The organism is Moritella sp. 28, from assembly GCF_018219435.1.
Taxonomy (GTDB): Bacteria; Pseudomonadota; Gammaproteobacteria; order Enterobacterales; family Moritellaceae; genus Moritella.
The window spans coordinates 3,913,707-3,937,980 of record NZ_CP056121.1; the positions used below are offsets into that span (position 1 = coordinate 3,913,707).

General features: G+C 39.9%; 18 protein-coding genes and 1 tRNA gene. 9 read left to right on the forward strand and 10 right to left on the reverse strand.

Annotated features, from left to right (window positions below; all coding sequences use genetic code 11):
• Nucleotides 1-53: 53 nt before the first annotated feature.
• Entirely contained in the window at nt 54-2,609 is a 2,556-nt protein-coding gene (locus HWV02_RS17215; protein WP_211676956.1) for a CoA transferase, read from the reverse strand.
• A 480-nt stretch (nt 2,610-3,089) separates the two neighbouring features.
• Between HWV02_RS17215 and HWV02_RS17220 the strand changes: the two genes are divergently transcribed.
• From HWV02_RS17220 to gcvA, 4 genes are all read left to right on the forward strand, one after another.
• Nucleotides 3,090-4,649 (forward strand): BCCT family transporter, encoded by a 1,560-nt coding sequence (locus HWV02_RS17220; RefSeq protein ID WP_255546883.1) that lies wholly within the window; start codon nt 3,090-3,092, stop codon nt 4,647-4,649.
• Nucleotides 4,650-4,709: 60 nt separating this feature from the next.
• Entirely contained in the window at nt 4,710-5,873 is a 1,164-nt protein-coding gene (locus HWV02_RS17225; protein ID WP_211676957.1) for an iron-containing alcohol dehydrogenase, read from the forward strand.
• A 78-nt stretch (nt 5,874-5,951) separates the two neighbouring features.
• Nucleotides 5,952-7,493: a CoA-acylating methylmalonate-semialdehyde dehydrogenase gene (locus HWV02_RS17230; RefSeq protein WP_274609796.1), complete on the forward strand. Its 1,542-nt coding sequence runs from the start codon at nt 5,952-5,954 to the stop codon at nt 7,491-7,493.
• Between the two features lie 250 nt (nt 7,494-7,743).
• Nucleotides 7,744-8,625 (forward strand): transcriptional regulator GcvA, encoded by an 882-nt coding sequence (gcvA, locus tag HWV02_RS17235; protein WP_211676958.1) that lies wholly within the window; start codon nt 7,744-7,746, stop codon nt 8,623-8,625.
• A gap of 108 nt (nt 8,626-8,733) precedes the next feature.
• On the opposite strand, the gene aroC is transcribed toward gcvA, so the two are convergent.
• Nucleotides 8,734-9,822, reverse strand: coding sequence for a chorismate synthase (gene aroC, locus HWV02_RS17240; RefSeq protein ID WP_211676959.1), 1,089 nt, complete (start codon nt 9,820-9,822; stop codon nt 8,734-8,736).
• Nucleotides 9,823-10,028: 206 nt separating this feature from the next.
• Nucleotides 10,029-10,958 carry a 50S ribosomal protein L3 N(5)-glutamine methyltransferase gene (gene prmB, locus HWV02_RS17245; protein ID WP_211688896.1) on the reverse strand — a complete coding sequence of 310 codons (930 nt, stop codon included), beginning with the start codon at nt 10,956-10,958 and terminating at the stop codon, nt 10,029-10,031.
• Nucleotides 10,959-11,035: 77 nt separating this feature from the next.
• Between prmB and smrB the strand changes: the two genes are divergently transcribed.
• Together smrB and HWV02_RS17255 are read left to right on the forward strand one after the other, a co-directional pair.
• Nucleotides 11,036-11,665: an endonuclease SmrB gene (gene smrB / locus HWV02_RS17250; RefSeq protein ID WP_211676960.1), complete on the forward strand. Its 630-nt coding sequence runs from the start codon at nt 11,036-11,038 to the stop codon at nt 11,663-11,665.
• A 7-nt stretch (nt 11,666-11,672) separates the two neighbouring features.
• Complete coding sequence (locus HWV02_RS17255; protein WP_211676961.1) at nt 11,673-11,939, forward strand: hypothetical protein; 267 nt, start codon at nt 11,673-11,675, stop codon at nt 11,937-11,939.
• Nucleotides 11,940-12,044: 105 nt separating this feature from the next.
• Here the strand turns inward: HWV02_RS17255 and HWV02_RS17260 are convergent, their stop codons facing one another.
• Together HWV02_RS17260 and sixA are read right to left on the reverse strand one after the other, a co-directional pair.
• The gene (locus HWV02_RS17260) at nt 12,045-12,242 is read right to left on the reverse strand and encodes a DUF1107 family protein (protein WP_211672671.1); all 198 of its coding nucleotides are present in this window, start codon (nt 12,240-12,242) and stop codon (nt 12,045-12,047) included.
• Nucleotides 12,243-12,401: 159 nt separating this feature from the next.
• The gene (gene sixA, locus HWV02_RS17265; RefSeq protein ID WP_255546885.1) at nt 12,402-12,854 is read right to left on the reverse strand and encodes a phosphohistidine phosphatase SixA; all 453 of its coding nucleotides are present in this window, start codon (nt 12,852-12,854) and stop codon (nt 12,402-12,404) included.
• 312 nt (nt 12,855-13,166) lie between these two features.
• Between sixA and HWV02_RS17270 the strand changes: the two genes are divergently transcribed.
• Nucleotides 13,167-15,992 (forward strand): insulinase family protein, encoded by a 2,826-nt coding sequence (locus HWV02_RS17270; RefSeq protein ID WP_211688898.1) that lies wholly within the window; start codon nt 13,167-13,169, stop codon nt 15,990-15,992.
• A gap of 72 nt (nt 15,993-16,064) precedes the next feature.
• Here the strand turns inward: HWV02_RS17270 and HWV02_RS17275 are convergent, their stop codons facing one another.
• The 5 genes from HWV02_RS17275 to traF form a co-directional block, all read right to left on the reverse strand.
• The gene (locus tag HWV02_RS17275; RefSeq protein WP_211676964.1) at nt 16,065-16,676 is read right to left on the reverse strand and encodes a LysE family translocator; all 612 of its coding nucleotides are present in this window, start codon (nt 16,674-16,676) and stop codon (nt 16,065-16,067) included.
• Nucleotides 16,677-16,744: 68 nt separating this feature from the next.
• Nucleotides 16,745-17,671, reverse strand: coding sequence for a LysR family transcriptional regulator (locus HWV02_RS17280; protein ID WP_211688900.1), 927 nt, complete (start codon nt 17,669-17,671; stop codon nt 16,745-16,747).
• Nucleotides 17,664-20,117, reverse strand: coding sequence for a bifunctional acetate--CoA ligase family protein/GNAT family N-acetyltransferase (locus tag HWV02_RS17285; protein WP_211688902.1), 2,454 nt, complete (start codon nt 20,115-20,117; stop codon nt 17,664-17,666). The genes HWV02_RS17280 and HWV02_RS17285 overlap by 8 nt, the downstream gene beginning before the upstream one ends.
• 17 nt (nt 20,118-20,134) lie before the next feature.
• Nucleotides 20,135-20,956, reverse strand: coding sequence for a crotonase/enoyl-CoA hydratase family protein (locus HWV02_RS17290; protein ID WP_211676967.1), 822 nt, complete (start codon nt 20,954-20,956; stop codon nt 20,135-20,137).
• Between the two features lie 219 nt (nt 20,957-21,175).
• Nucleotides 21,176-22,339, reverse strand: coding sequence for a conjugal transfer protein TraF (gene traF / locus HWV02_RS17295; RefSeq protein WP_211688904.1), 1,164 nt, complete (start codon nt 22,337-22,339; stop codon nt 21,176-21,178).
• 289 nt (nt 22,340-22,628) lie between these two features.
• On the opposite strand from traF, the gene HWV02_RS17300 reads away from it, so the two are divergent.
• Nucleotides 22,629-22,716: transfer RNA gene (locus HWV02_RS17300), tRNA-Ser, on the forward strand.
• Between the two features lie 209 nt (nt 22,717-22,925).
• Nucleotides 22,926-24,170: an integrase domain-containing protein gene (locus HWV02_RS17305; RefSeq protein WP_211688906.1), complete on the forward strand. Its 1,245-nt coding sequence runs from the start codon at nt 22,926-22,928 to the stop codon at nt 24,168-24,170.
• The last annotated feature ends 104 nt before the right edge of the window (nt 24,171-24,274 follow it).

Below are 24,274 nucleotides of genomic sequence, written 5' to 3' on the forward strand. Positions count from 1 at the left end.
TTGTCATAATTACCTACCATTAATATAATTAATGATAGGTAATTAGTAATAAATTAAGCTGGTTGTAACGCTTCGCTAATTTCTACCTTTTCAGTTGCAGTGAGTCCATCACTTGGTAAAAACTCTTTACCCCAACCCAAACCTGCAATTTCTTCTTCGATCATAGCTGCAATCTCATCTTTATCATAACCAACGCCAGCTAAAACCTCTTGTGTAGAATGACCAAACCTCTCAGTTGGAGTAACAGATTTAATAAATGCTTCTACTGGACGAATAGCATAATGATCAACTTGTGTTAATTTGTGGCCACTAGGGTGATTTGGATAGATAGAAAAAGCATAGCTTCCCCTGTCTATCCCTGCTGTCCCATTAATTTCACGACTGTATTGTTTACGTAAATCTTCAATGTTACGGGGGATGACGGCTGCAATATCAATCTGGTGTAGCGCATCGATCCATGTTTGAGATTTTTTGGTTACCAAAATGCTTGTTAAAAATACTTTTTTATCTTGAGCATCAGTCAGTTTTTCTAAACCTGAGATAGTGGCTAATTTATCTTGCTCTTGCATGTTAGAGTCAATGAAAATCCAACCGTCTAGGGTCTTATAGAAGTGTGACAAAGCATTATACCCAAGTGCATCACGACCAGACGGTTCATTAAATGGTGCTCGGCCTTCATAATCAAAAGCAAATGGGAGTTGCGCTAAATTTGTTACAGCTGAAAGCGATGTTCTTGCACGGCTTACTTCACCAGTACGTTGTAAATGGAATAACGATGTTGCCATAGCTAAACCGCCAGCGAAACCACAATTAACATCGAGAGTACCCAGATGAGCATGTTCTTCTGGCGTTGCTATTCCACCAAATCTGCTCATGATACCACTGTTAGCTTGGATAATATCATCGTAACCAATATAGTTTGTTTTAGGGCCTTCCAATGGACCACCTAAACAATCTAAACGGCAGAACAATATTTTTGGATTAATAGCTAATAGGCTTTCTGAATCTAGGCCTAAATGTACCATTTGTCTGCTTGGCGCATTAATTAAAACAATATCACTTTCTTGTACTAAACGATTGAATATTTCACGACCTTTGTTTGACATTATATCTATTAACGCGCTCTTTTTACCCATATTAGTTAGGAAAGTAAAAAACGTACCGATCAGTGGGTCATACATAGGAGAGACAGTATCAATTTTTGTTACTTCTGCGCCAAAACGTGTGAGTAATGCCGCAGCATGTGGTCCTGCAATAACGTTTGTTAAATCAAGGATTTTAATACCGTCTAACCAACCTTTATGACTAACAATTGTTGAAGCTTCGGGTAAGTTACGCGCAGCTTCGTTGACTGATAATAAATCTAAAGCACGTGCAACGGTCACATTCATACGTGCTGTCGGTGTGACCATATCTGTTGCACATTCTTCTAACCATGCAATTGGGCCTGGCTGTTTCATTAAACCATACTGTGAGTCTTCAACTTTAACAATAAGACCTGATTTTTCGCAATGTTCACTGTTTACCCATTCTTGCGTGGTACGATGTGGTGCACCTGGAATCTTTCCTTCACCAAAAATCCCCCCCCATTCTTCGGATGTCTTTGTAAGGAATGCCACTTTCATTTTTGTTGATATAATATCGGCCCATTTTTTAGGTAGTGGATAAACACCGATTGATGTTTCTCCATCCCATTCATTTGTTGGTAAATGTAGATTTTCAACTTCAGGTAAACCATCACTAATAAGTTCTTCATAAATGCCTAATGCCTTTAATGCACGTTTTGCATGATTTCGATGTGATGGGCAAACGCAATAAAACATGCGGCCATCTGCACATAAATATGTACGGTAAAATGGGTCTAAGTACTCTTGAAGGTCCTCGTAACTTAAATCCATTTCGATATTGTTTGCTTGACGATATTCAATTTCATGATCACGCATTGTTTTATAACGATTTGGTAAATTTTCAACAACATAAGAATTATATGATAAGCCTTCCATTAGCGCTGCAACAATTGGCACCTCTATATGATCACCTCGGCCGCTTTTTTCTCTGGCATAAAGCGCCAAAATAACAGCGCTTGCGGCAAGTACGGTTGCGTATGAAGAACCTAATGGCAATGGAGAAAAACTTGGATTTAAACCCATCAAGACTCGGTTATACCCCATATCACTAAACGCACCGGATGCAGCTGAAACGATTGCTTCCGTTGCTTTCCAGCCACTACGCAGTTCATCATTACTTGCAAACCCAGGTACAGATAATGTAACCAAAGCAGGATTTTCTTGGCGTAGTGTTTCAAAATCGATGCCTAGTTTTTTCATTACACCAGGGCGAAAGCTTTCTAGTACAACATCAGCTTTTGCTATTAGGCTCAGCGCTTCTTTCTGTTGGGTTGGGTCTTTCAAGTCTAGACGAAGACAACTCTTATTACGGTTCAATATGGCGTTGGCAGGGTGATCCCAAAGAGGGCCTGTCGGTGGATCAATGTGAATGACCGTTGCGCCTAAGTCAGCGAGAATCATTGCAGCACCTGGGCCAGCTATTTGCTGACCAAAATCGATAATAGAAATACCTTTAAGTGGTAATTGAATTTGAGTTGTCATGATTAGATTCCAATTATATGAATTTCGATTTTATGATGTGAATTATTAATATCGTGTTCTTTCAAACGGATACTATTAGCAAAATAAAAATCAGACCAGCAACAAAAATTTAACCTTAGATGTGTTTTTTTTTATGGCTAAAAATAAAGTGACAAGTCTCATATTCTTACTTGTAAATCTTTGACATTTTTCTTAAAACAATAAAGTACCACCTACGAGGTACCCCTAAGCAACTGTTTTATAACTATAAAAAAACTATGGCCATAGAGGTGATTTAAATTACTTTTCAATCACAGGTAACTGCTTAACAATGCAAACACTGAATTTATGACCTGCAATTAAGTTTCAGCATCACTTTATTAACATTTATGACAGGGGTTTCATTGTTGTAAATTACGTATTAAAAGCCGAAATACAATACGGTGATATATGACATTGTTGGTAGGTAATAATATTGATACATAATCTAAGGAGCTGTTTGTGAGTCATCAAAATATGATCGCGAAGGAAGGATTTTTTAAAGGTTCAAATCCAGTCATGATGATTGGATCAGGGCTATTAATTTTATTTTTTATTATTTTTACAATTGTTGGTGGAGATTTTGCCAATACCATTTATAACAATTCAAAACAATTTATTACAGATAATTTAAGCTGGTATTACATTGGTTTAATGAGCATATTTTTATTTATCTCAATCTGGTTGATTTTCAGTCGCTTTGGTAAAGTACGCTTAGGCAAAGAGACTGATAGACCTGAATATAGTGATTTCGCTTGGTTTTCGATGCTATTCAGTGCTGGTATCGCCATTGGTATTCTATTCTGGAGTATCGCAGAACCTATATATCACTACCAATCAAACCCCTTTGTCAGTGCCGCGATAGATCCTGAAGGTGCAAAACAAGTTGCGATGCGAGTGACGATTTTCCATTGGGGATTACATGGCTGGGCTATATTCGCTCTTATTGGCTTAGCCTTATCTTATTTTTCGTATAATAAAGGACTACCACTGACGATACGTTCAGCATTGTATCCGATATTTGGTGAAAAAATTTATGGCCCAATAGGCCACACAGCAGATTATCTAGCCGTGTTTGGCACTGTATTTGGTATTGCAACATCGCTTGGCCTTGGCGCTCAACAAATAAATGCGGGTATGAGCTATTTACTTGGTTTTGAAGTATCGACAGTCAATCAAATCATCATTATCGCCATTGTGTCAGTAGTCGCTATCGGCTCGGTATTACTAGGTGTTGATAAAGGTATTAAAGTCATTAGTACCATCAATATGAAGCTGACGATTGTCATCCTGGTATTATTTTTGATACTCGGACCGACGGTTTATATTTTAAGTGAATTTGTACTTAATTTTGGTGATTATTTAACAAATGTTGTCGGACTTGGTTTTTGGGTTAACACTAATCCAGATGACTCTTGGCAAGGTGATTGGACAATTTTCTATTGGGGTTGGTGGTTATCTTGGGCACCATTTGTTGGTGTATTTATCGCTCGTATCTCAAAAGGACGTACGATTCGGGAGTTTGTAGCGGGAGTTTTAGTTGCACCAACGATAATGGGCGCGTTCTGGATCACCACATTTGGCTCTACTGCATTTTATTTAGAACAAGCAGGTGCAGGTATTATCGATGCGGTAAACACTGACATGACGATGGCCTTGTTTAAAACAATTGAAGCGATGGATTCAGGCTCAATAATTACCATCTTAATGGCTGTCATTTGTGTCGTAATGCTTGTGACCTATTTTGTCACTTCAGCAGACTCTGCGACATTAGTTATTTGTTCACTGGTGTGCATGGGTGAAAAAAATCCATTACCAAGATACCGCATTTTCTGGGGCTGTGCGATAGGCGCATCTGCAGCAGTGCTGCTACTTGCTGGAGGCTTAAAGACATTGCAAACCGCATCAGTATTGGCCGCACTACCATTTTCGTTCGTTATTATACTTTCTGTTATAGGCTTAATCCGTGCATTACATGAGGATTATCCAACTGAATCAGCAACACTTGCCGAGCTAAAGTAATAACAATCAAATAGCGAGGGGTTATTGGTTCCCCTCTATATTATAAATAGGAAGATAGTCATGTCATCACAAGTAATATTACCACGCATAATGCAAATTGGCGCTGGTGCAAGTAAAGATATAGTGAACGTTTTAAATAACTTGGGCGTATCGAAACCCTTGATAATTACAGATAAAATGATGGTCAAATTAGGTTATGCAGCTCAAATCAAAAATGCATTAGCATTATCAAATTTAGCCGCTGAAATCTTTGATGATACAGTCCCAGAACCGACTGTCGCTTCGATTCAAAATGGTATCAATAAAGCTAAAAGTGGTGATTTTGATTGCTTAATCGCACTGGGTGGTGGCAGTCCGATTGATAGCGCGAAAGCAATCTCTGTTTTGTCACAATTTGGTGGTGAAATGCGTGATTATAAAGTACCGAGGGTTGTTAGCGAGCAAGGATTACCCCTAATTGCAATTCCAACGACCGCTGGCACTGGTACTGAATGTACATGTTTCACGATTATAACCGATGAAAAGAATGATGAAAAAATGTTATGCGCAGGCGTTGGTTTCATGCCTGTTGCAGCATTGGTTGATTTTGAGTTAACCCTCTCATTACCAGCCCGAATTACCGCGGATACCGGCATTGACGCATTAACGCATGCGATCGAAGCTTATGTAAGTAGAAAATCGAATACGTTTAGTGACTCACAAGCTATCTCAGCGATGAAGCTCATCGCGCCAAATTTACGTAAAACATATCATGACGGTAATGATAAAACGGCACGTGAAAACATTATGTTAGGTTCTACGCTTGCTGGCATGGCGTTTTCAAATGCTTCGGTTGCACTTGTTCATGGCATGAGTCGTCCCATTGGTGCCGCTTTTCATGTACCTCACGGCTTATCTAATGCGATGTTATTACCTGCAGTTACCGCATTTTCTATTCCTGCAGCACCAGAACGTTATGCTAATTGTGCAAAAGCCATGGGCATTGCAAGTGAAACAGATTCAACTGATGTCGCCAATGAAAAATTGATTCTAGAACTTAAGGCTCTAAATGTTGAGCTTAACGTACCAACACCAGCTGAGTTTGGTATTGAGGGCGCTAAGTACTTTGATTTGCTGCCTACAATGGCAAAACAAGCATTAGCGTCAGGCTCACCAAATAACAATCCTCGGGTTCCAAGCATTGACGAAATGATTGCGATATATAAAGAGATTTGGGTTGATTAACTACCCAACTTTTACATGTAGCATTTTATATTAATTTAAATATAGCGAATATTCGCTTATCAAAAGGGAAGATCTCTCATGAGTGAAGTAGTAATGGATAAATCTCAAGCGACAATCACAGAATTAACAACTATTGGTCAGCTGATTGACGGTGAAATGATTATTGATGGTGAACGTAGTCAGCCTATCTTCAACCCATCGACAGGTAGGTCAGAAAAGAATATTGATCTTGCCAGTGTTGCAACTGTTGAAGCTGCGATTACAAGTGCTCAAGCGGCATTCCCTGCATGGCGTAATACGGCACCTATTAAGCGTGCTCGTGTTATGTTTAAATTTAAAGAATTATTGGAACAGAATGCAGAAAAAATCTGCGAACTTATCGGCCAAGAACACGGTAAGATCTCTCATGATGCGATGGGTGAATTACAACGTGGTATTGAGAATGTGGAATACGCATGTGGTGCGCCAGAACTACTAAAAGGTGAATTTAGTAAAAATGTAGGACCAAGTATCGATTCCTGGAGCGAATTTCAACCACTTGGTGTGGTAACGGGTATAACACCATTTAACTTTCCTGTGATGGTACCTTGCTGGATGTTTCCAATGGCGATCGTGTGTGGTAACACATTCATTCTTAAGCCATCTGAACGCGACCCGAGCGCAACACTATTCATTGCTCAGTTACTACAAGACGCGGGTTTACCAAAAGGCGTACTTAACGTCATTAATGGTGATAAAACCGCGGTTAATACACTATTAACAGATAAGCGTGTTCAAGCCGTTAGCTTTGTAGGCTCAACACCGATTGCGGAATATATTTATTCTACAGCAGCTGCTAATGGTAAACGTTGTCAAGCACTTGGTGGTGCTAAAAACCACGCCATCATTATGCCAGATGCTGACATGGACAACGCTGTAAATCAGCTTGTTGGCGCTGCATTTGGTTCATCTGGCGAACGCTGTATGGCATTATCTGTTGCTGTTGCTGTGGGCGACACAGCTGGTGACTTGTTGGTTGAAAAAATGACGATTGCAATGCAAGACTTAAAGGTAGGTCCATATAGCAATCCAAAAAATGATTTTGGCCCTGTTATTACAAAAGCACATCAAGAAAAAGTAAATGCGTATATTGATAGTGCAGAAAAAGATGGCGCCACGATTGTTGTTGATGGTCGTAATCCTGAAGTGGTTGGATATGAAGACGGCTTTTATGTTGGCGGTACATTAATTGATAACGTAACAACAGATATGTTGAGCTACAGAGACGAGATATTTGGCCCTGTACTACAAGTTATTCGTGTTAATACAATGCAAGAAGCAATGGCGTTAATCGATGCTCATGAATACGGTAACGGTACCTGTATCTTCACGCGTGATGGTGAAGCTGCACGTTACTTCTCTGATCATATTCAAGTTGGTATGGTTGGTATTAACGTACCATTACCTGTACCAGTTGCTTATCATAGCTTTGGTGGTTGGAAACGTTCTTTATTTGGTGATTTACATGCGTATGGTCCAGATGGTGTTCGTTTCTATACTAAACGAAAAACAATTACCCAGCGCTGGCCTTCAACAAGTCTGCGCGAAAATGTTGAATTCGCAATGCCAACATTAAAATAAGCCGAATAATAAGTTCGAGCCTGTTTATCTTTTGTCTGTAGCCGCAAAAAAGTTTAGTGCTACAGACAGATTATTTGAACAATAAAAATATATTTTAACCCATTAACATATCTAACTTTTTATTTTCATTCCGAATTAAATTAAGTTGAGCATGCTCTTAATATAAGTTTTTATCTTAGATCTAAGTCTAATAAAAGTTAATTTTAGCATGATAACATTCGCGACAACATGTCTCATTTATGGTTCTAAAATGAAAAAAAATCTCCCACCTTTAAACTGGTTACGCTCTTTTGAAGCATCAGCTCGCCATTTGAATTTTACACAAGCGGCGAATGAACTGAATTTAACTCAAGCTGCAATTAGTACTCAAATAAAATGCTTAGAATCTAATTTAGGTATGCCTCTATTTACACGTTTACCACGTGGTTTAACATTGACTGATTCTGGACAATCATACTTTCCACCCGTTAGCGAAGCCATTAATAAACTTGCAGCCACAACAAATGAGATTTTTGGTGATAGCAAAAAAATAAAAATTACAGTCTGTTCTAACCTCGTATTTTTTTGCCAATGGTTAGCACCTAAAATGGCATCCTTTTATGAACAACATCCTGATATTCTCATCCGTTTTACGAGTAATATTTGGGCCGATGATCTTGATAAAGATTCAGATATTAATGTGGGATACGGTCATGGAAATTGGGACGGTTTTAGATCTGACAGGTTGACTTGGGATGAGTTAATACCAGTATGTAGCCCCACATTATTAAGTGGTATGCCAATCCCTAAATGCCCAAGTGAACTTAATGATCACTCTTTATTGCATGTTATTGGTTATGAAGAAGGCTGGGGACACTGGCTTAACGCTACTGGATTTCATGATATTAATACTGATAAAGGGATGACATTTGATACGTTAGTATCGGCATTTGAAATGGCAAAATATGGTCATGGAATTGCACTCGGACGTAGTTCATTGGTAAAAAAATCAATACATAAAGGTGAGTTAATAGCCCCCTTTTCGCAAACGATACCGACAACAGAAGGTTTTTATTTAAAAACACCTACAAATCAAATTGATAATAAAAAAATTGAAACATTTAGACAATGGATTCTAAGTGAAATTTGTTGACCGTAATTATGTAGCCGATTAAATGTAAAAATACCCATCAACCTAAGCTGATGGGTATTTGATAATAACATTTTAACTCCTCCCCTTTTACTTTAAGGGAGAGCTTAACTACATATTTGGTGTGTCTGTTACTACATGTAGATTCTGCGCTCGATGTCTTAGCAAGTGATCCATTAGCGTGATAGCAAGTTGTGCTTCAGCAATTGGCACTGCGCGAATACCCACACATGGATCGTGGCGACCTTTGGTAACCACTTCAATTGCATTACCAAACTTATCAATTGATTTACCGGGAATGGTAATACTTGATGTTGGCTTCATCGCAATGTGAGCAATGATGTCTTGGCCACTTGAAATGCCACCCAGTACGCCACCAGCATGATTAGAAAGGAAACCATCTTCTGGTGTCATTTCATCGCGGTGCTCACTACCAAGCTGTTCTACAACGCCAAAACCATCACCAATCTCAACACCTTTCACGGCATTAATGCTCATTAATGAATGAGCTATTTCAGCATCTAAACGATCGAATACCGGCTCACCTAAACCGACAGGAACACCTTCAGCAACCACAGTTACTTTAGCGCCCACTGAGTTACCTGATTTTTTCAATCCACGCATGTATTCATCAAGCGCTTCTAATTTGCTTGGATCAGGAAAGAAGAATGGGTTTTGTTCAACTTGATCCCATTGCAGTGCTTCTGCTTTGATTGGGCCCAGTTGTGATAAATAACCACGAATCACAATACCGTGTTGCTCTTTCAAATATTTCTTCGCAATTGCACCCGCTGCTACACGCATTGCCGTTTCACGCGCCGATGAACGACCACCACCACGGTAATCGCGATGACCAAATTTCTGATGATAAGTATAATCAGCGTGACCTGGACGGAAGGTATCTTTAATATTTGAATAATCTTGTGAACGTTGATCGGTATTTTTGATCATCAGGCCAATTGAGCAACCTGTAGTTTTACCTTCAAAAATACCAGAAAGGATCTGAACTTCGTCCGCTTCACGTCGTTGAGTGGTATAGCGAGATGTGCCAGGCTTACGACGGTCGAGATCAAACTGCAGATCTTCGAGTGAGATTTCAAGTCCTGGAGGGCAGCCGTCAATGATGCACCCAAGTGCTGGACCATGGCTTTCTCCGAATGTGGAGATCTTAAATAATTGCCCAATACTATTCCCTGCCATAACAGCGTTTCCTTTATATAATGCCGACTAATACCTTTGAGAATACAAGACCCGCGGCTTAGCGACAATAGAAAATAGCTAAAAAAGGAATAAAAAAAACCTGTAATCATCATAAGATGATCACAGGTTTATCATGGGTTAAAGACCCAATAATAGTTCGTTACCGCATTATTTAAACGGGGCGACTATTTAAACGGAGCGACTATTTATTTAAACGGAGCAAATTCTGCCATTGAATCTTCGATCTGCTCTTTGCTGATCACGAAGATACCGTGACCGCCGTTTTGCATTTCTAACCAGGTAAATGGTACTTCAGGGAATTTCTCTTGCATGTGAACCATGCTGTTACCAATCTCAACAAACAGTAAACCGCCGTCGTTTAGCATGTCAGGTGCTTGTGCTAGCATTTTAAGCGTTAGCTCTAGTCCATCAAAACCAGACTGTAGACCGATTTCAGGTTCGTGTTTGAACTCGTCTGGTAAGTTATCAATGTCTTCTTGATCAACATAAGGAGGATTCGATACGATCATGTCGTAACGTAACCCAGTTAGGTTCGAGAACAAATCAGATTGAATTGGTGTTACTTGATTTTCAACACCGTGATCTTGAATATTGATTTCGGCAACTTCAATCGCACCGTGTTCAATATCAACTGCATCAATGTCTGAATCTGGGAATGCATGTGACAATGCAATGGCAATACAACCACTGCCCGTACACATATCAAGGATACGCATAGGTTCGTGTGTTAACCAAGGTTGGAAGCCATTCATGATCAGTTCTGCAAACGGTGAGCGTGGCACTAAAACACGTTCATCAACGAAGAACTCTAAACCAGCAAACCATGCTTTGTTAGTCAAATATGCTGCAGGGATACGCTCGTTTACACGGCGAACGATCAGCTCAACCAATTTTTGGCGTTCAGAAGTAAGCAGTTTCGCATGACGAATTTGAGGGTCAATATCTAATGGTAAATGTAGTGTCGGTAAGATTAACTGTACAGCTTCATCCCACGCGTTATCAGTACCGTGACCATAAAAAATACCCGCATCGTTAAAACGGCTAACCGCCCAACGGATGATATCTTGTATTGTCGTTAACTCTTTGACTGCTTCGTCAATAAAAATCCTGTCCACAATTGACTCCAATTTTGGTAAAATAACAAAATGTTTAATCAACTGAGCTTAGCAGTTGAATTTGGGTAACTAACATTATGTTTAATAAACAAATGAAAAAAAAGATGTTGCTGCAAATAGATGTAGCAAAAGAACAGGTACAAGCTGCGCAAGTGAAAGTATCGCAAGCCGCGCTGAAACCAGATGAACACGCTCTTTTTTCTGATAGTATGAAAGGTATAAAACCTTTGACACAGGATACCATACGCAAAACAAAAATCAGGGCTAATAAACCGAAAACACAAGCAAATGATTCAATCCGCCAAGAATCAGCGCAACGTGAACATTTTTTCTCCGATCAATTTGAGCCCCACATTGCAGACGAAGGCCCTACCCGTTATATACGTGATGGCGTTTCACCCTATGAGCTGAAGAAATTACGTCGTGGTGATTACGAACCCGAATTGCTTTTGGACTTGCATGGTTTAACCCAAGAAATCGCCAAGGTAGAAATATCTGCATTAATCGCAGAGTGCCGTAAACAGCATATCCGCTGTTGTAATGTCATGCACGGTCATGGCAAAAATATTCTTAAGCGTCAATTGCCAATGTGGTTAGCCCAGCATCCTGATATTGAAGCATTTCACCAAGCAACCAAAACTTGGGGTGGCAGTGCTGCAATATCAATTCTCGTTGAGTTGACTAATAAAGAAGACTTTTTAAGGTAATGAATTAATGGTGGTCGATAAACAAGATCTCTGGTTTGCAGAGCTAGAAAAAGAAAATAACGAGCGTTTGGCGCAGCTTGAAGAAGCAATGATAGAAGAGAATAGATTACACGCAATAAAAGCAGAAGAGATAAGGGTAAAGACTGACAAAGCTGCAATATTTAACGTAAAGCACCCAAGGCTTAGTTTTCTAAAGCGTTACAATGTCATCATTATTATGCTGATTGGCTTAGCTATTACAGTAGGCTTTAATGTGTCGATGTTTATCGCCTAACATCAAATGCTTTATCGGTAAGAGCAAAACTCGCTATCCAACTGAACCAAAAGACAGGCACAAAAAAAGGTTAGTGTATAACACTAACCTTTCAAGCGCGCTTTGCTAAACTGCAAATCCTTTAATTTCACGATTTACTTCCGAGATACGCATTTTAACATTATTCGCTGCATTGCTCGGCATGATTAACAAACCTTGCTGGAACTCTAACAATCCCAAACCTGTGACATAGAGGGTTCCATGAAAAAAACTCTTTACATATCTTGCGATACGCAATGAGTTAAACTGTTTAAAACTACGCATTTAGCACTCCTTTATACGCTTATATAAGTACCATCCAAGTACTTAAACAGATGGCGGCATAATATACTAACAATAGGGTAATGCAAAGATATTTAACATTGCATTAAGCCTTGTATAAAGTGTAAGCACTAATTATAAACGTCATTAAAAACCAGTGTGTTACTTTATACTCGCGGGTGTTTCTAACCACTTCAAATTACAACTATTTTCATCTAATTCTAAGCAAGCAATCGCAGATGTTGCGAAGGCTGGCATTTGCTTACCGGTTGTCAATACTGAAGTGAGATAGCTCACTACAGGTAAATGCGAAACCAGTAAGATTGTTTGGTAATTATATTGCTCAACCAGTGCACGAACATAATCAGCAATATACTCTGCATCCCCGTATGGGGTTATATCGTCACAGACTTCGACACTGTTTACGGTAAATAAGTTCCCGATAACTTGCCAAGTTTGTGCAGCTCGTACATAAGGGCTGTGTAATACACAATCTAAAGTTGGTTCAATCGCACTTAACCAACTGGCCATATCAACAGACTGTTGTCGTCCTGTACCCGTTAACTCACGTTCCGCATCGCTGTTTGCATATAAGCCTGCTTGACCGTGTCGCATAATATAAATCTTCATACCACCACGCTACATTATCTATTGAAGTCTTATAGATATTAACACAGCACCAAAAAACGATTGCATGATAACGCGCCTTTATGACAAAAATATTAAAAACCACGTTTAGCTTATATTTTTTGAAATTCTTTTCAAAAAATAATTACTTACCGCTATTTTAGCGCCATACTGACTTATATATTATTAGCAAATAGTATCGTCATCGCACGATTTTATATTGTTAATAAGGTTATACCCCAGTATTCATTACTGCATTTTAGATTCGCGATTCTTTGAAGCCGATCTAATTTATTTTCTATGCAGCCATTACATGGAGCACTCGCCTTGATTACTAGCCCTAATGATTCCAAACAATATCGTCACATCACGCTCCCAAATGGTTTAGCGGTATTATTGATCCAAGATGATCAATGTAAAAAGTCCGCCGCCTCAATGTCTGTCGCTGTGGGTCACTTTGATGATCCCCAGCAACATGAAGGACTTGCGCATTTACTCGAACACATGCTTTTTCTCGGTACCGATAAATATCCCAACCCCGGTGAGTACCAGTCATTTATTTCCATGCATGGTGGCAGCAACAACGCGTGGACAGGCACCGAATACACCAACTATTACTTTGATATTAACAACAGCTATTTCCATAATGCGTTGGATCGTTTCGCTCAATTTTTTATCGCCCCCAGCTTCAATTCCGACTTGTTAGACCGAGAACGCCATGCTGTTGATTCAGAATTTAAGCTAAAGCTAAAAGATGATGTTCGCCGTTTTTATCAAGTTCATAAAGAAACGGTCAATCCAACCCATCCATTTAGCAAATTTTCGGTGGGTAATCTCTCTACGCTCGCGGACACAGAAACCTACACCCTGCGTGAAGAACTGCTGCGATTTTACGAACAACATTACTGCGCCTCTTTAATGAAGTTAGTTATACAATCCGAACTTTCACTCGATAAACAAGAACACATGCTTAACGAGATGTTCTCAGCTACCCCTAACCGAGGCATAAACGCGGTCCCTTTAGCGACCCCTTTATATACCGACGCGCAATTACAACAAGCCATTTGGGTTGAATCGATCAGTGGCCACAAAAAATTATACATCTGCTTTCCGCTCGGTGATATTGTGCCCTACTACCAAATCAAACCATTGAGTCACATTAGTCAGTTACTTGGTGATGAAACGGAAGGAAGTTTACTGTCGTTGTTAAAACGCAAAGGTTGGGTAACCGCATTATCTGCAGGTAGTGGTCAAAGTGGTGCTAACTTTAAAGATTACAATGTCATTATGGGCTTAACGAGCGATGGCTTTAAGCATATTACCGAAATTGTCGAATTCTGTTTACAATATATCAAACTGATCGCAGAACAAGGTTTACAGGCGTGGCGTTATGACGAAAAGAAAAATTTCTTAGAGCAAGCATTTCGCTACCAAGAAAAAATACCGGCAATAAAAAATGTCTCTCACCTATCGCAAAACTTACATATTTATCCACCTGAACATGTCATTTATGGTGATTACATGATGACGGGCTTTGATATAGAGGCTTGTCGTTTCTTTTTACAGCAGTTTAATGCTACGAATATGCGGTTAATGGTATCGGCACCAAACTTGGACACCAATAAAACAGCCGCTTGGTATGATACCCCTTATCGTGTCGATGACTTTACACCTTACCAGCAACAACGCTGGGCGAATGTAGAGATTGATGAAAGCCTGGCACTGCCTATAAAAAACCGCTTCATGAGCTCGTCTTTAGAAGCCCTTTCGCTTGATGAAGCCAACCTAACTGAGCAACCAAGGCTAATTGATCAGAGTGAAGGTTTTAAAACTTGGTTTATGCAAGAACATCAGTTCCATTTACCTAAGGGTAATATCTTCATTTCAATAGACAGTGAATATGCCATTGCCAATACCCATAATATTGCGATGACCCGATTAGCGGTTGAACTCTTGATGGAGCAATTAAACAGCCTGACTTATCAAGCCGAGATTGCTGGCATTAATTACCACATTTATGCGCACCAAGGCGGCTTTACCTTACACATTGCCGGGTTTGCCCAGAAACAGTTCGAATTATTAAAACTGATCATCGGTCATCGTCACTTACAAATGATTGATAGTGAAACCTTCTCGAGTATTCGTAATCAGCTGCTTATCTCGTGGGAAAATCAGAAACAAGCAAAACCAATCAATCGCTTATTTTCAACGCTCACCTCGGTGCTACAACCAAATAATCCCTCGAGTGAGCGCTTAGCGAAAGCGTTAGTGAGTATTAAGCAGGAGCAATTACCTGAGTACTTGGAAAAAGTATATCAAAACATCAGTGTTGAAGTATTCGTACACGGTGACTGGCATCAATCTCAAGCGCTAGAAATAAGCCAGTATGTGAGAGATAAATTGCATCCATTTAGCTCTCCCGGTAAAGAGACAATACGTAAATTAGTGGACATTCGCGATACAGGTTCGTTGGTGCATGAAGTTGCTACTGAACATAATGATGCCGCGCTGATTGTTTATTACCAAGCATCAGAGATATCACCAAAAGAGCTCGCTTATTACAGTTTGGCTAATCATGTGATGTCGTCTAAATTCTTCTATGAGTTACGCACCCAACAACAATTGGGTTATGTCGTTGGTACAGGTAATATCCCGCTTAATCGTCATGCGGGTTTGATGTTCTATGTACAGTCACCACATACTCAACCAGTGAAACTGTTGGATGCGATCAATGACTTTATTGATTTCTTCCCGTTCGGGATGATCTCGTTTACCGAACAGCAATGGCAATCAAGTAAACAAGGCTTGATCTCTAAATTACATGAACCAGATGCCAACATAAACAGCAAAAGTAAACGTCTGTGGCACGCCATTGGTATTAAAGATAAAGCCTTTAATAAATCCGAGAGGATCGCAGAAGAATTAGAAAAAATAGAACGCATCGACCTTATTCGCTTTATGGTGGAATTAAAATCTCGCACCTCTGACCGCTTGATCATGTCTACGATAAACCAAGTAAATAAACATGACGATGAATACGAAGAAGATCATGTAGAAAAGCTTGAAGGCACCTATATTGCAGATGTAGAAGCCTTCCAGCAACAAAGTAATGTGTTTGAACTCTAGCTTATATCGCCATTAATGCAAAAAGGCGCTGTCGGTTATTAACCCACAGCGCCTTTTTTAAAGCAATTTTTGTTAGCTGCTTAAACCAATGAAACCACCCAAGGTAATCAAAAGGCCACCTGTGGCTTTATTGATCTTATCTTGATAACGATTGAGCATTTGTTTAAGTGCGCCACGGTTCAGCAATATGATGAAACACGACCACATTACTGCCGTTTCTAAAAATATAGATAAGCTAATTAATAACTTGTCTGATGTTGGTGTTTCAGGTGCAATAACCTGACTGAATGCCGCCACCATGAACATCAAGATCTTCGGATTTAATAAATTACACAACAAACCGTCTAAATACGCTTTCGTTGGACGATAGTTCAATGTACCGGCATCCACTTCAATGTCGCTTTTACCTGCACGCAGTGATTTAATACCGATATAAATAAGATAAGCAGCACCTAACCAACGCACAACATTGAACAGCATTGGGTGGCTCGAAATCAGTAATGAAATACCAAATAAACCTAACATCATGTGTACGGCTAAACCAGAAATAATACCACCAACACAATACCACGCGGCACGTTTAGCGTTTAGGCTACCGTATTTTAGCACTAACATCATGTCAGGGCCTGGACTGAGCATGCCAAAAAAATTAACTACTAATAAAGACACTATAATTTCGTACATAATGATTACCACTCCATTGCGTTAGGGTAATCATAGAACGTTAATCGAAATGAATATAATGACTTCTTCTACTCTACCGCAGTCCCGCTAGGAATGTTGCAGCTTAATTGCGCATGTAGTTCATCACGCAGCCACTTATGTGCCAAATCATGGTCAAAACGGGGATGCCATATAATTGCAGCCTGTAAAATAGGTAATTTGATCGGTAATTCTTTTCGCGTAAATTGCTCACCAATGATTAATTTATCTGCAATAGAGTTAGGTATGGTCAATAAATGGTCGGTTTTAGCGATAATACTAAAAGCCGAAGAGTAAGAAGGAATACGCAATGCCACGTCTCTAAACAGTCCTTGAGCAGATAAGGCGACATCAATATCACCCGCTTTGTCTGAGCCCGAGGTAATAATGCCATGCGGATATTGGGTATAACTCGCTAATGTTAACACTTCATTTTCTAATGGATGCCCTTGGCGCATGATACACACGTAATTATCTTTTTCTAACGGTAAATAAGAAAGATGTTTATGCTCGGGTCGAATAATGGTTGCCCCTAAATCAATCTCGCCACGCTCCATCGCCGCTAACGTAAACTTATCCCAATAGGTGAGATTAAGTTTAATGTTCGGAGCCTGTTGATATAAATATGCAAGGGCGGCAGGTAGTATATAGTCGGTCACGTAATCGGTTGACGCTATGGTAAACTCACGCTGAGATTGCAGCGGATCAAACCCTCCAGTCACTAACAAGCCATCAATATTATTTAAGATCTGTGCCAGTACTGGTTTTAATTGCTTGGCTTTTTCGGTTAACTGACTTTTATTGTCCAGTTTTATTAATAACGGATCGGAAAATATCTCACGTAATTTCGCCAGATTTTTACTCATTGCCGATTGAGTAATGTATTGACGCTGTGCAGCGGCAGTGACCTGCTGCTCTTGTAACAAGTACTGCAAGCTGACTAATAAATTGAGGTTGATGCGTTGTAAATTAATCATTTAGTTTTAATTTTAAATCTGCGTTGCCTTCACGATAATCCATTGTCACCTTAAAGCCACAATATTTTGCTAATTTAATCATCCCCGAATTGGTTGGCATGGTGAAACCAACCATATTTTTTAAGCCTAATTGACGACAAAACGCAATGATTTTCAGCATAAGTGCTTTACCTAAGCCCTGCCCTTTCAAATCTGAGCGTACCGAAATAGCAAATTCAGCTTCGCCGCGATCCCAGTCAAAGATAGCTTGCACCACCCCTAAGGTTTCAGGCTGACCCATTGGATTCTTAGCGCTGGCAATAAATGCCATCTCACGTTCATAATCAATTTGCGTTAACATCGCCATTTCGAAATGACTGAATTTAGAACGCGAACCAAAATAACGTAGGTAACGATCATCTGCGGTTAACGATGAATCAAATGCCTGATGTTGTGGCTCATCCTCGTGACGGATCGGTCTTAATAACACCGCTTTACCATTTTTCATGGTGTAGATACTTTCCAGCTCTTTCGGGTACGGTAAAATCGCTAACTTTTGCAGTGAACGTCGACCACGTAAACCAATATTAACCTTATCAACTTTAATGTTATAACCACTACGCCCTAATTCTAATGGATCTATCGAAATAGATTTGATCATCGGAAAATCAATAATCATTTGAGAAATTCGGGTTAATATTTCACACAAGCCTTCCATGTTTAAACGCACAGATAAACTACGCTCACGGATAATGCCCTGCTTGATGGAGCCCACCACAAGATAACGGGATAACGCCATATTCAACGGTGGTAACGCAACCCCCGCATCTTGATCTATATCCCAATTACCACCAGCTTCACCTAAGCAAATAATCGGACCAAAGGCCGCATCGTCGACAACTTCAATACGGAATTTATTCACTTCATCTTTAGTTAGCGTCGTATCCGACATAATCCCGTATGCGGCGAGTAACAAGGTGATACCTTTTTCGTTGACCTCCTTCACACCTTTACGCATGGCTTTGTCGATCATCACCTTAGCATCAGTAATCAAACCTGGATTCAAATCAGCTAATGTTTCAGGGGTTTGGATTAGCTGCTTTTGGTGACGTCTAAATTTAACAATATAATTGAAGGCATTCACAGCCACTTCTGGTGTACCGTACGACGGAATACCAGCTTTAATCAAGGTCTGGCGGGCAATGCGACCACTTGTTTCCCCCATCCATGAAGTAAATATAATCGGGCCTTTTTTGTTATTTTTAACCAGTTGTGGTATCAATTTTTCGGCGGTAACATGGCAGACTTCCGTCACCTGTGGCGCATGAATAATCAATAAAGCATCGTACTGTGCATCTTCTAATACAATATCGATCACTTTACTGTACGCCTCTGCGTCAACGCCACCGAGTATATTAATAGGATTCATGCTGGTAATTTTACCCGGTAATGCTTTTAATAATTTCTGCTCGGTTTCATAACTTAATTCAGCCAGCTTACAACCAGATTTAATCAGTACATCAGTTGCCATATACGCCGGTGAACCACCATTCGAGATGATCAACATTTTATCGCCACGTACAGAGCGCTTGATCGTCGCAATAGTTTTGATTGCCGACAGAAGTTCAAAGGTATCATTAACCCGTAACATACCCGAGCGTTGGAATGCGGCTGTATAAGCGGTGTTATAAGATATTTTATTGCGTCGGTCTTGTAATAACGCCGTTGGTCCGCTCACATTTGAACTTGAACGTACCACCACAATTGGTTTTTTAAATGCCGCGGCTCTCGCTGCCGACATAAAACGGCGTGTATCAATAATATTATCGACATACAAAGCAATTGATTTAGTAAAACGGTCGCGGCTTAGATAATCGATTAAATCGGCAAAATTAACATCAATACGGGTGCCAATCGAAATGAAACAAGAGAAGCCTACACCACGCGTTTCAGCCCAGTCGATCATAGATGTAGCAAACGCCGCGGATTGTGAAATAACCGCTACATCACCCGCAGGCGGTGCGACGTGAGCCAAGCTGACATTTAATTTAAGACGCGGATTTAATACTCCTAAACTACTTGGGCCTAATACGCGAATATTGTATTTTGCCGCGATTAAGCCAATTTTTTCCCAAATTTCGGCATTGCCTTCATAAGGCTCATCACTAAATAAGATAACCGCTTTACAACCTACCTCACCGAGTTCTTTTACGATCTTGGTTACAAAACGAATCGGTGTACAAATCGCGCCAAGATCAGGTGCAATAGGTAACTCACTTGGTTTCTCATACGCTAAAATCCCACATACATTGTTCGATTTTAATGATACCGGCATAATAGGACCGTCATACTGACTAGCAATTAAATTTTTAACGACCCAATAACCAATACTTTCTGGGCTATTTTTAGCGCCAATAACGGCAATAGATGAAGGTTCTAATAATGCTTTGATATTCAATTGGGACATAGTTATGAGACCGCCTGTTAAATACTACGTTTTCTATAGGGTAATGATTTTTTGATAAAATTACGAGTCACTGCAATAATTTGATTCCACTTTCCCATGACTTTTCTTTGAGTTTGAGTTTCCAATACTAATACCGCTTGTTCTGATGCCGCCCATGAATCATTAAGTAATGATTTCGCCGCCACAATCGCATCTGGAGAGCGCGTTTTAAGGCTATCAACAAAGGTCATCGCCGCCGCCATTGGATCATCACAGACATGCGTCACCAAACCATATTTCTCCGCTTCGATACCGCTAAACTTACGCCCTGTCATCGTAAGCTCTTTGGCTATATCAATACGGGTGAGCTCACGCATGGTGATCATGCCACTCATATCAGGAATGAGTCCCCATTTAATTTCCATCACAGAAAATTCACAATCGGCGGTGCTATAACGGAAATCAGCCCCTAACGCAATTTGCAGTCCACCACCAAAGCACACACCATGGGTGACAGCAATGACAGGAACAGGGATTTGACGCCAAAGATAACCGACCTTTTGCGCCAGATTAGCAAGTTCGCCTTCTTCACGTTTTAATAGTTTGCCGGGATTGAGGGGATTTTTGATAATACTTTTGACATCAAGACCAGCACAGAACACCTTACCATCACCACGTACAATGACTGCTCGGATGGCTTTATTATTAGCAAGTTCTGTTGCTGTGTTATCTAATGCATAAAACATATCCATGTCTAATGCATTGTACTTTTGGCCTCGATTTAACGTAACAATGGCGACATCATCGTTAATATCCACAGTTACGCGTGGTGCTTGTATGGCCGCTTGATTACTTGGCATCTTCTAACTCTCCTTGTATTAGATTCAATAATAAATCGTATCACAAGATAGTAGAATAAAGAGTCACTTAAATTTATGACATATCTCAAGCTTTTATATGCTTAGAGTAAATACCCAGATTATGTTGAAATACAATACTTAGATTCAAATATAGGAGCTATTACAAATTTTACTTAAAATGTTACTATTGCTTTTTAAACAGTTTCTGAAAATTAGATCTTAAAACCACACCATGGTTTGTGCGACTAAGCCAAATTTATTTGCACCACCATAACTGGCACCAACATCAAGATGGAAAACATTAAAGGGAGATAAACCGATACCTGCAGTAAATACTTGTTTTTTATTGTCTTGCAAATCTTTTACATAACCAGCACGCAGTTGCATTGCTGACGGTAGGCCAATTTCACCACCAATTCTCAGCATTTGGGTATTATCAAAATCATCTTGAACACCCGATAGGCTGTTTATATTTTCATAGCGCTTCTTGGCATTAACGTCAACATCAACGGCTAGCGTTAGATAGTCATGACTCCAACTTAACCCTGTAGTGACAATTGGGTTTAAGTTATAACTCGCACTTGAACCATTCATCGGTTTTAAATCGATCTTTTGTGGGATTAAGTTTTTAACCGCTGCCCCCACGCTTAGTCCATGCTGCAAACCAACTTCCATCCCTAAATCTAGGTTGAAGCCTTTCTTATCACTGGTTGCACCATCTTTGTATTTGTCTGGATCAAATGTATTAATTGTTTGTGAGTAGTTATAAGTCGAAATAATATTGTATTTAGGCGATATGCCGATATGCATGCCGCCATAACGCGTATCGAATTTACGCGCAAAGGTCATTCCGAATTCAACCACAGAGATCGCATACACACTCATTTTAGAATCGATAACACCATTGTCAGTATCATCTGCGACTACATCAGAGAAGACGAAAGAATCCGCGTAGCCTTTAAGAAACACATTGGTGGAATAATAGCGTGTCGGCACAGACGCAACTAAACCAAAACCAGCTTCAGCATAGGCTTTATCTCCCGCAATTGTCGCTAACGCAGCATCAATTGCAGCTGTATCATCAGGGAAGTTAGCCTTAGAAACAACATCATAAATATTGGAAGCGTCATGATATAAATCATCAGGATCATCGACTTGAAGACCAATCACAGGTGCTAATAAGCCAAAGTCATCACGCACATCATGCTTAGCTGCCATTGCAGGGTTGTGAAACGACGCAGTAACGTAATCCGCCGTAGTAACACCAACGCCGCCCATTGCGTATGAGCGAGCATCAAACTCCGTCGCAGATAACTGACAACTTGTGGCTGCAATGCCAAGCGTAAAAGGCAACAGCAATGATTTCGAGAATTGAATCTTCATCAGACCATGAATCCTTATGATATTTGAATAGCGATATGTTCCATCACCAACATTATAAGGTTTATATCGTCATTTCTGGTAACAACTTTAGTTAATTTCGTGTAGTCGCACAAAAAAATAGAGAAATACGCTACTTATAGATTACTTTTTGATCGTACTCACAATGCTTAATATGAATACTGATGCTCAGTAATGCAGCAATCAAACCTCTAATAAGAATTTTTTATTGACCTTTAAGAGAGGATTACCTAAAGTACGCATCGTTATATACCATATAACAATCTGATTAGGTGACGTGTCCGAGTGGCTGAAGGAGCACGCCTGGAAAGCGTGTAAAGGGCAACCTTTCGAGAGTTCGAATCTCTCCGTCACCGCCATTCTCTTGTTTTAGAACGTTTCAAACCATTCAAAATACTACTACAACCCCTGTTAACAAAGACTCTAGCGTCTTTTAACTTCCTAAGTCGTTTTACAGAATCCTAAAGTTTTAGTACCATCCTTTGTACCAGCATCCTTTTCTTATGTACTTCTATCTAGCTGGTGGCACATCGAGTTTTTAGAACTTCGTTTTTCAAGGTGGTACATCATGGCTAAAAAAGTTACTCCGCTCACTAATACTCAAGTCAAGCAGGCCAAGGCTTGCGAGAAAGAATTCATCCTTGCCGATGGCGATGGACTACAGCTAAAAATCAAACCGTCAGGCTCTAAAACTTGGGTATTTAAATACTCGAAACCCTTTACGAAAAAAAGAACCAACCTAGGGTTAGGCATCTATCCTGAAGTATCCCTGGCTCAAGCCAGAGATAAACGTAAAACATACCGTGAGCTGTTAGCACAAGATATTGATCCTAAGGACTACAAAGACCAAGAGCATTTAAAGGAACAGGAAAAGCACAACAATAGCTTTCAAGTAGTCGCAGAAAATTGGTTTGGTATAAAAGAAACGGCAATCACGACCGACTATGCCAAAGATATATGGCGCTCGCTTGAATTACACCTATTCCCTACATTAGGTAAATATCCCGTCGCAAGCTTAACTGCGCCCATGGTTATAGCAGTATTAAAAAAAGTAGCCGAAGCTGGTAATTTAGAAACAGTAAGACGATTAGCCCAACGCTTAAATGAAATTATGACCTATGCCGTCAATACAGGTTTAGTCCATGCGAATCCATTAAGCGGCATAAAATCAGCGTTTGAAAAACCTAAACGTGAACACATGCCGACGATCAAGCCTGAAGAACTACCTGAACTAATGCTAACGCTAAATCGAGCTAATTTGCAGATGATCACGCGCGCATTAATCGAATGGCAATTACATACAATGACTCGTTCAAATGAAGCAGCAAAGGCTGAATGGTCAGAGATAGATATAGAAAACAAGCTTTGGGTGATTCCAGCATCACGAATGAAAATGAAACGCGAACACACCATACCGCTAACTAACCAGATGTTGGACATATTAACGCTGTTAGAAAACTTTAAGCGCACTCACAGCCCTTACCTATTTCCCTCACACAACGCGCCTAAAAAGCATATTAATACGGAAACGGTAAACAAAGTATTACGCCGCATTGGTTATCAAAACCGCTTAGTAGCTCATGGTTTCAGGGCATTAGCCAGTACAACTCTTAATGAACAGGAATTTAACCCTGATGTGATTGAAGCTGCACTTGCTCATGTTGATAAAAATGCCGTACGTAAAGCCTATAACCGCGCAGAGTATTTAAAACATCGCATTGAGTTAATGTGCTGGTGGTCAGATCATATTGAGAACAGTGCGAAGGGAAGCTTGAGTGTTACCGCTGAAATTCAGTTACATAAAGCCGTTTAGAGTTTTATCATTAATAGCAATCTGTACTTCTTGCCAACTATAACTACCTATAACGGCTCCAGCTAATATTGAGTGGGAGTTGTTATACCTACGACTTACTTGAG

What these genes read in the sequence shown, in the direction of transcription:
- HWV02_RS17215 (WP_211676956.1), bottom strand. Translation starts at nt 2,609, where the DNA reads ATGACAACTCAAATTCAATTACCACTTAAAGGTATTTCTATTATCGAT.
- HWV02_RS17225 (WP_211676957.1), top strand. Translation starts at nt 4,710, where the DNA reads ATGTCATCACAAGTAATATTACCACGCATAATGCAAATTGGCGCTGGT.
- HWV02_RS17230 (WP_274609796.1), top strand. Translation starts at nt 5,952, where the DNA reads ATGAGTGAAGTAGTAATGGATAAATCTCAAGCGACAATCACAGAATTA.
- gcvA (WP_211676958.1), top strand. Translation starts at nt 7,744, where the DNA reads ATGAAAAAAAATCTCCCACCTTTAAACTGGTTACGCTCTTTTGAAGCA.
- aroC (WP_211676959.1), bottom strand. Translation starts at nt 9,822, where the DNA reads ATGGCAGGGAATAGTATTGGGCAATTATTTAAGATCTCCACATTCGGA.
- smrB (WP_211676960.1), top strand. Translation starts at nt 11,036, where the DNA reads ATGTTTAATAAACAAATGAAAAAAAAGATGTTGCTGCAAATAGATGTA.
- HWV02_RS17255 (WP_211676961.1), top strand. Translation starts at nt 11,673, where the DNA reads ATGGTGGTCGATAAACAAGATCTCTGGTTTGCAGAGCTAGAAAAAGAA.
- HWV02_RS17260 (WP_211672671.1), bottom strand. Translation starts at nt 12,242, where the DNA reads ATGCGTAGTTTTAAACAGTTTAACTCATTGCGTATCGCAAGATATGTA.
- sixA (WP_255546885.1), bottom strand. Translation starts at nt 12,854, where the DNA reads ATGCGACACGGTCAAGCAGGCTTATATGCAAACAGCGATGCGGAACGT.
- HWV02_RS17270 (WP_211688898.1), top strand. Translation starts at nt 13,167, where the DNA reads ATGCAGCCATTACATGGAGCACTCGCCTTGATTACTAGCCCTAATGAT.
- HWV02_RS17275 (WP_211676964.1), bottom strand. Translation starts at nt 16,676, where the DNA reads ATGTACGAAATTATAGTGTCTTTATTAGTAGTTAATTTTTTTGGCATG.
- HWV02_RS17280 (WP_211688900.1), bottom strand. Translation starts at nt 17,671, where the DNA reads ATGATTAATTTACAACGCATCAACCTCAATTTATTAGTCAGCTTGCAG.
- HWV02_RS17285 (WP_211688902.1), bottom strand. Translation starts at nt 20,117, where the DNA reads ATGTCCCAATTGAATATCAAAGCATTATTAGAACCTTCATCTATTGCC.
- HWV02_RS17290 (WP_211676967.1), bottom strand. Translation starts at nt 20,956, where the DNA reads ATGCCAAGTAATCAAGCGGCCATACAAGCACCACGCGTAACTGTGGAT.
- traF (WP_211688904.1), bottom strand. Translation starts at nt 22,339, where the DNA reads ATGAAGATTCAATTCTCGAAATCATTGCTGTTGCCTTTTACGCTTGGC.
- HWV02_RS17305 (WP_211688906.1), top strand. Translation starts at nt 22,926, where the DNA reads ATGGCTAAAAAAGTTACTCCGCTCACTAATACTCAAGTCAAGCAGGCC.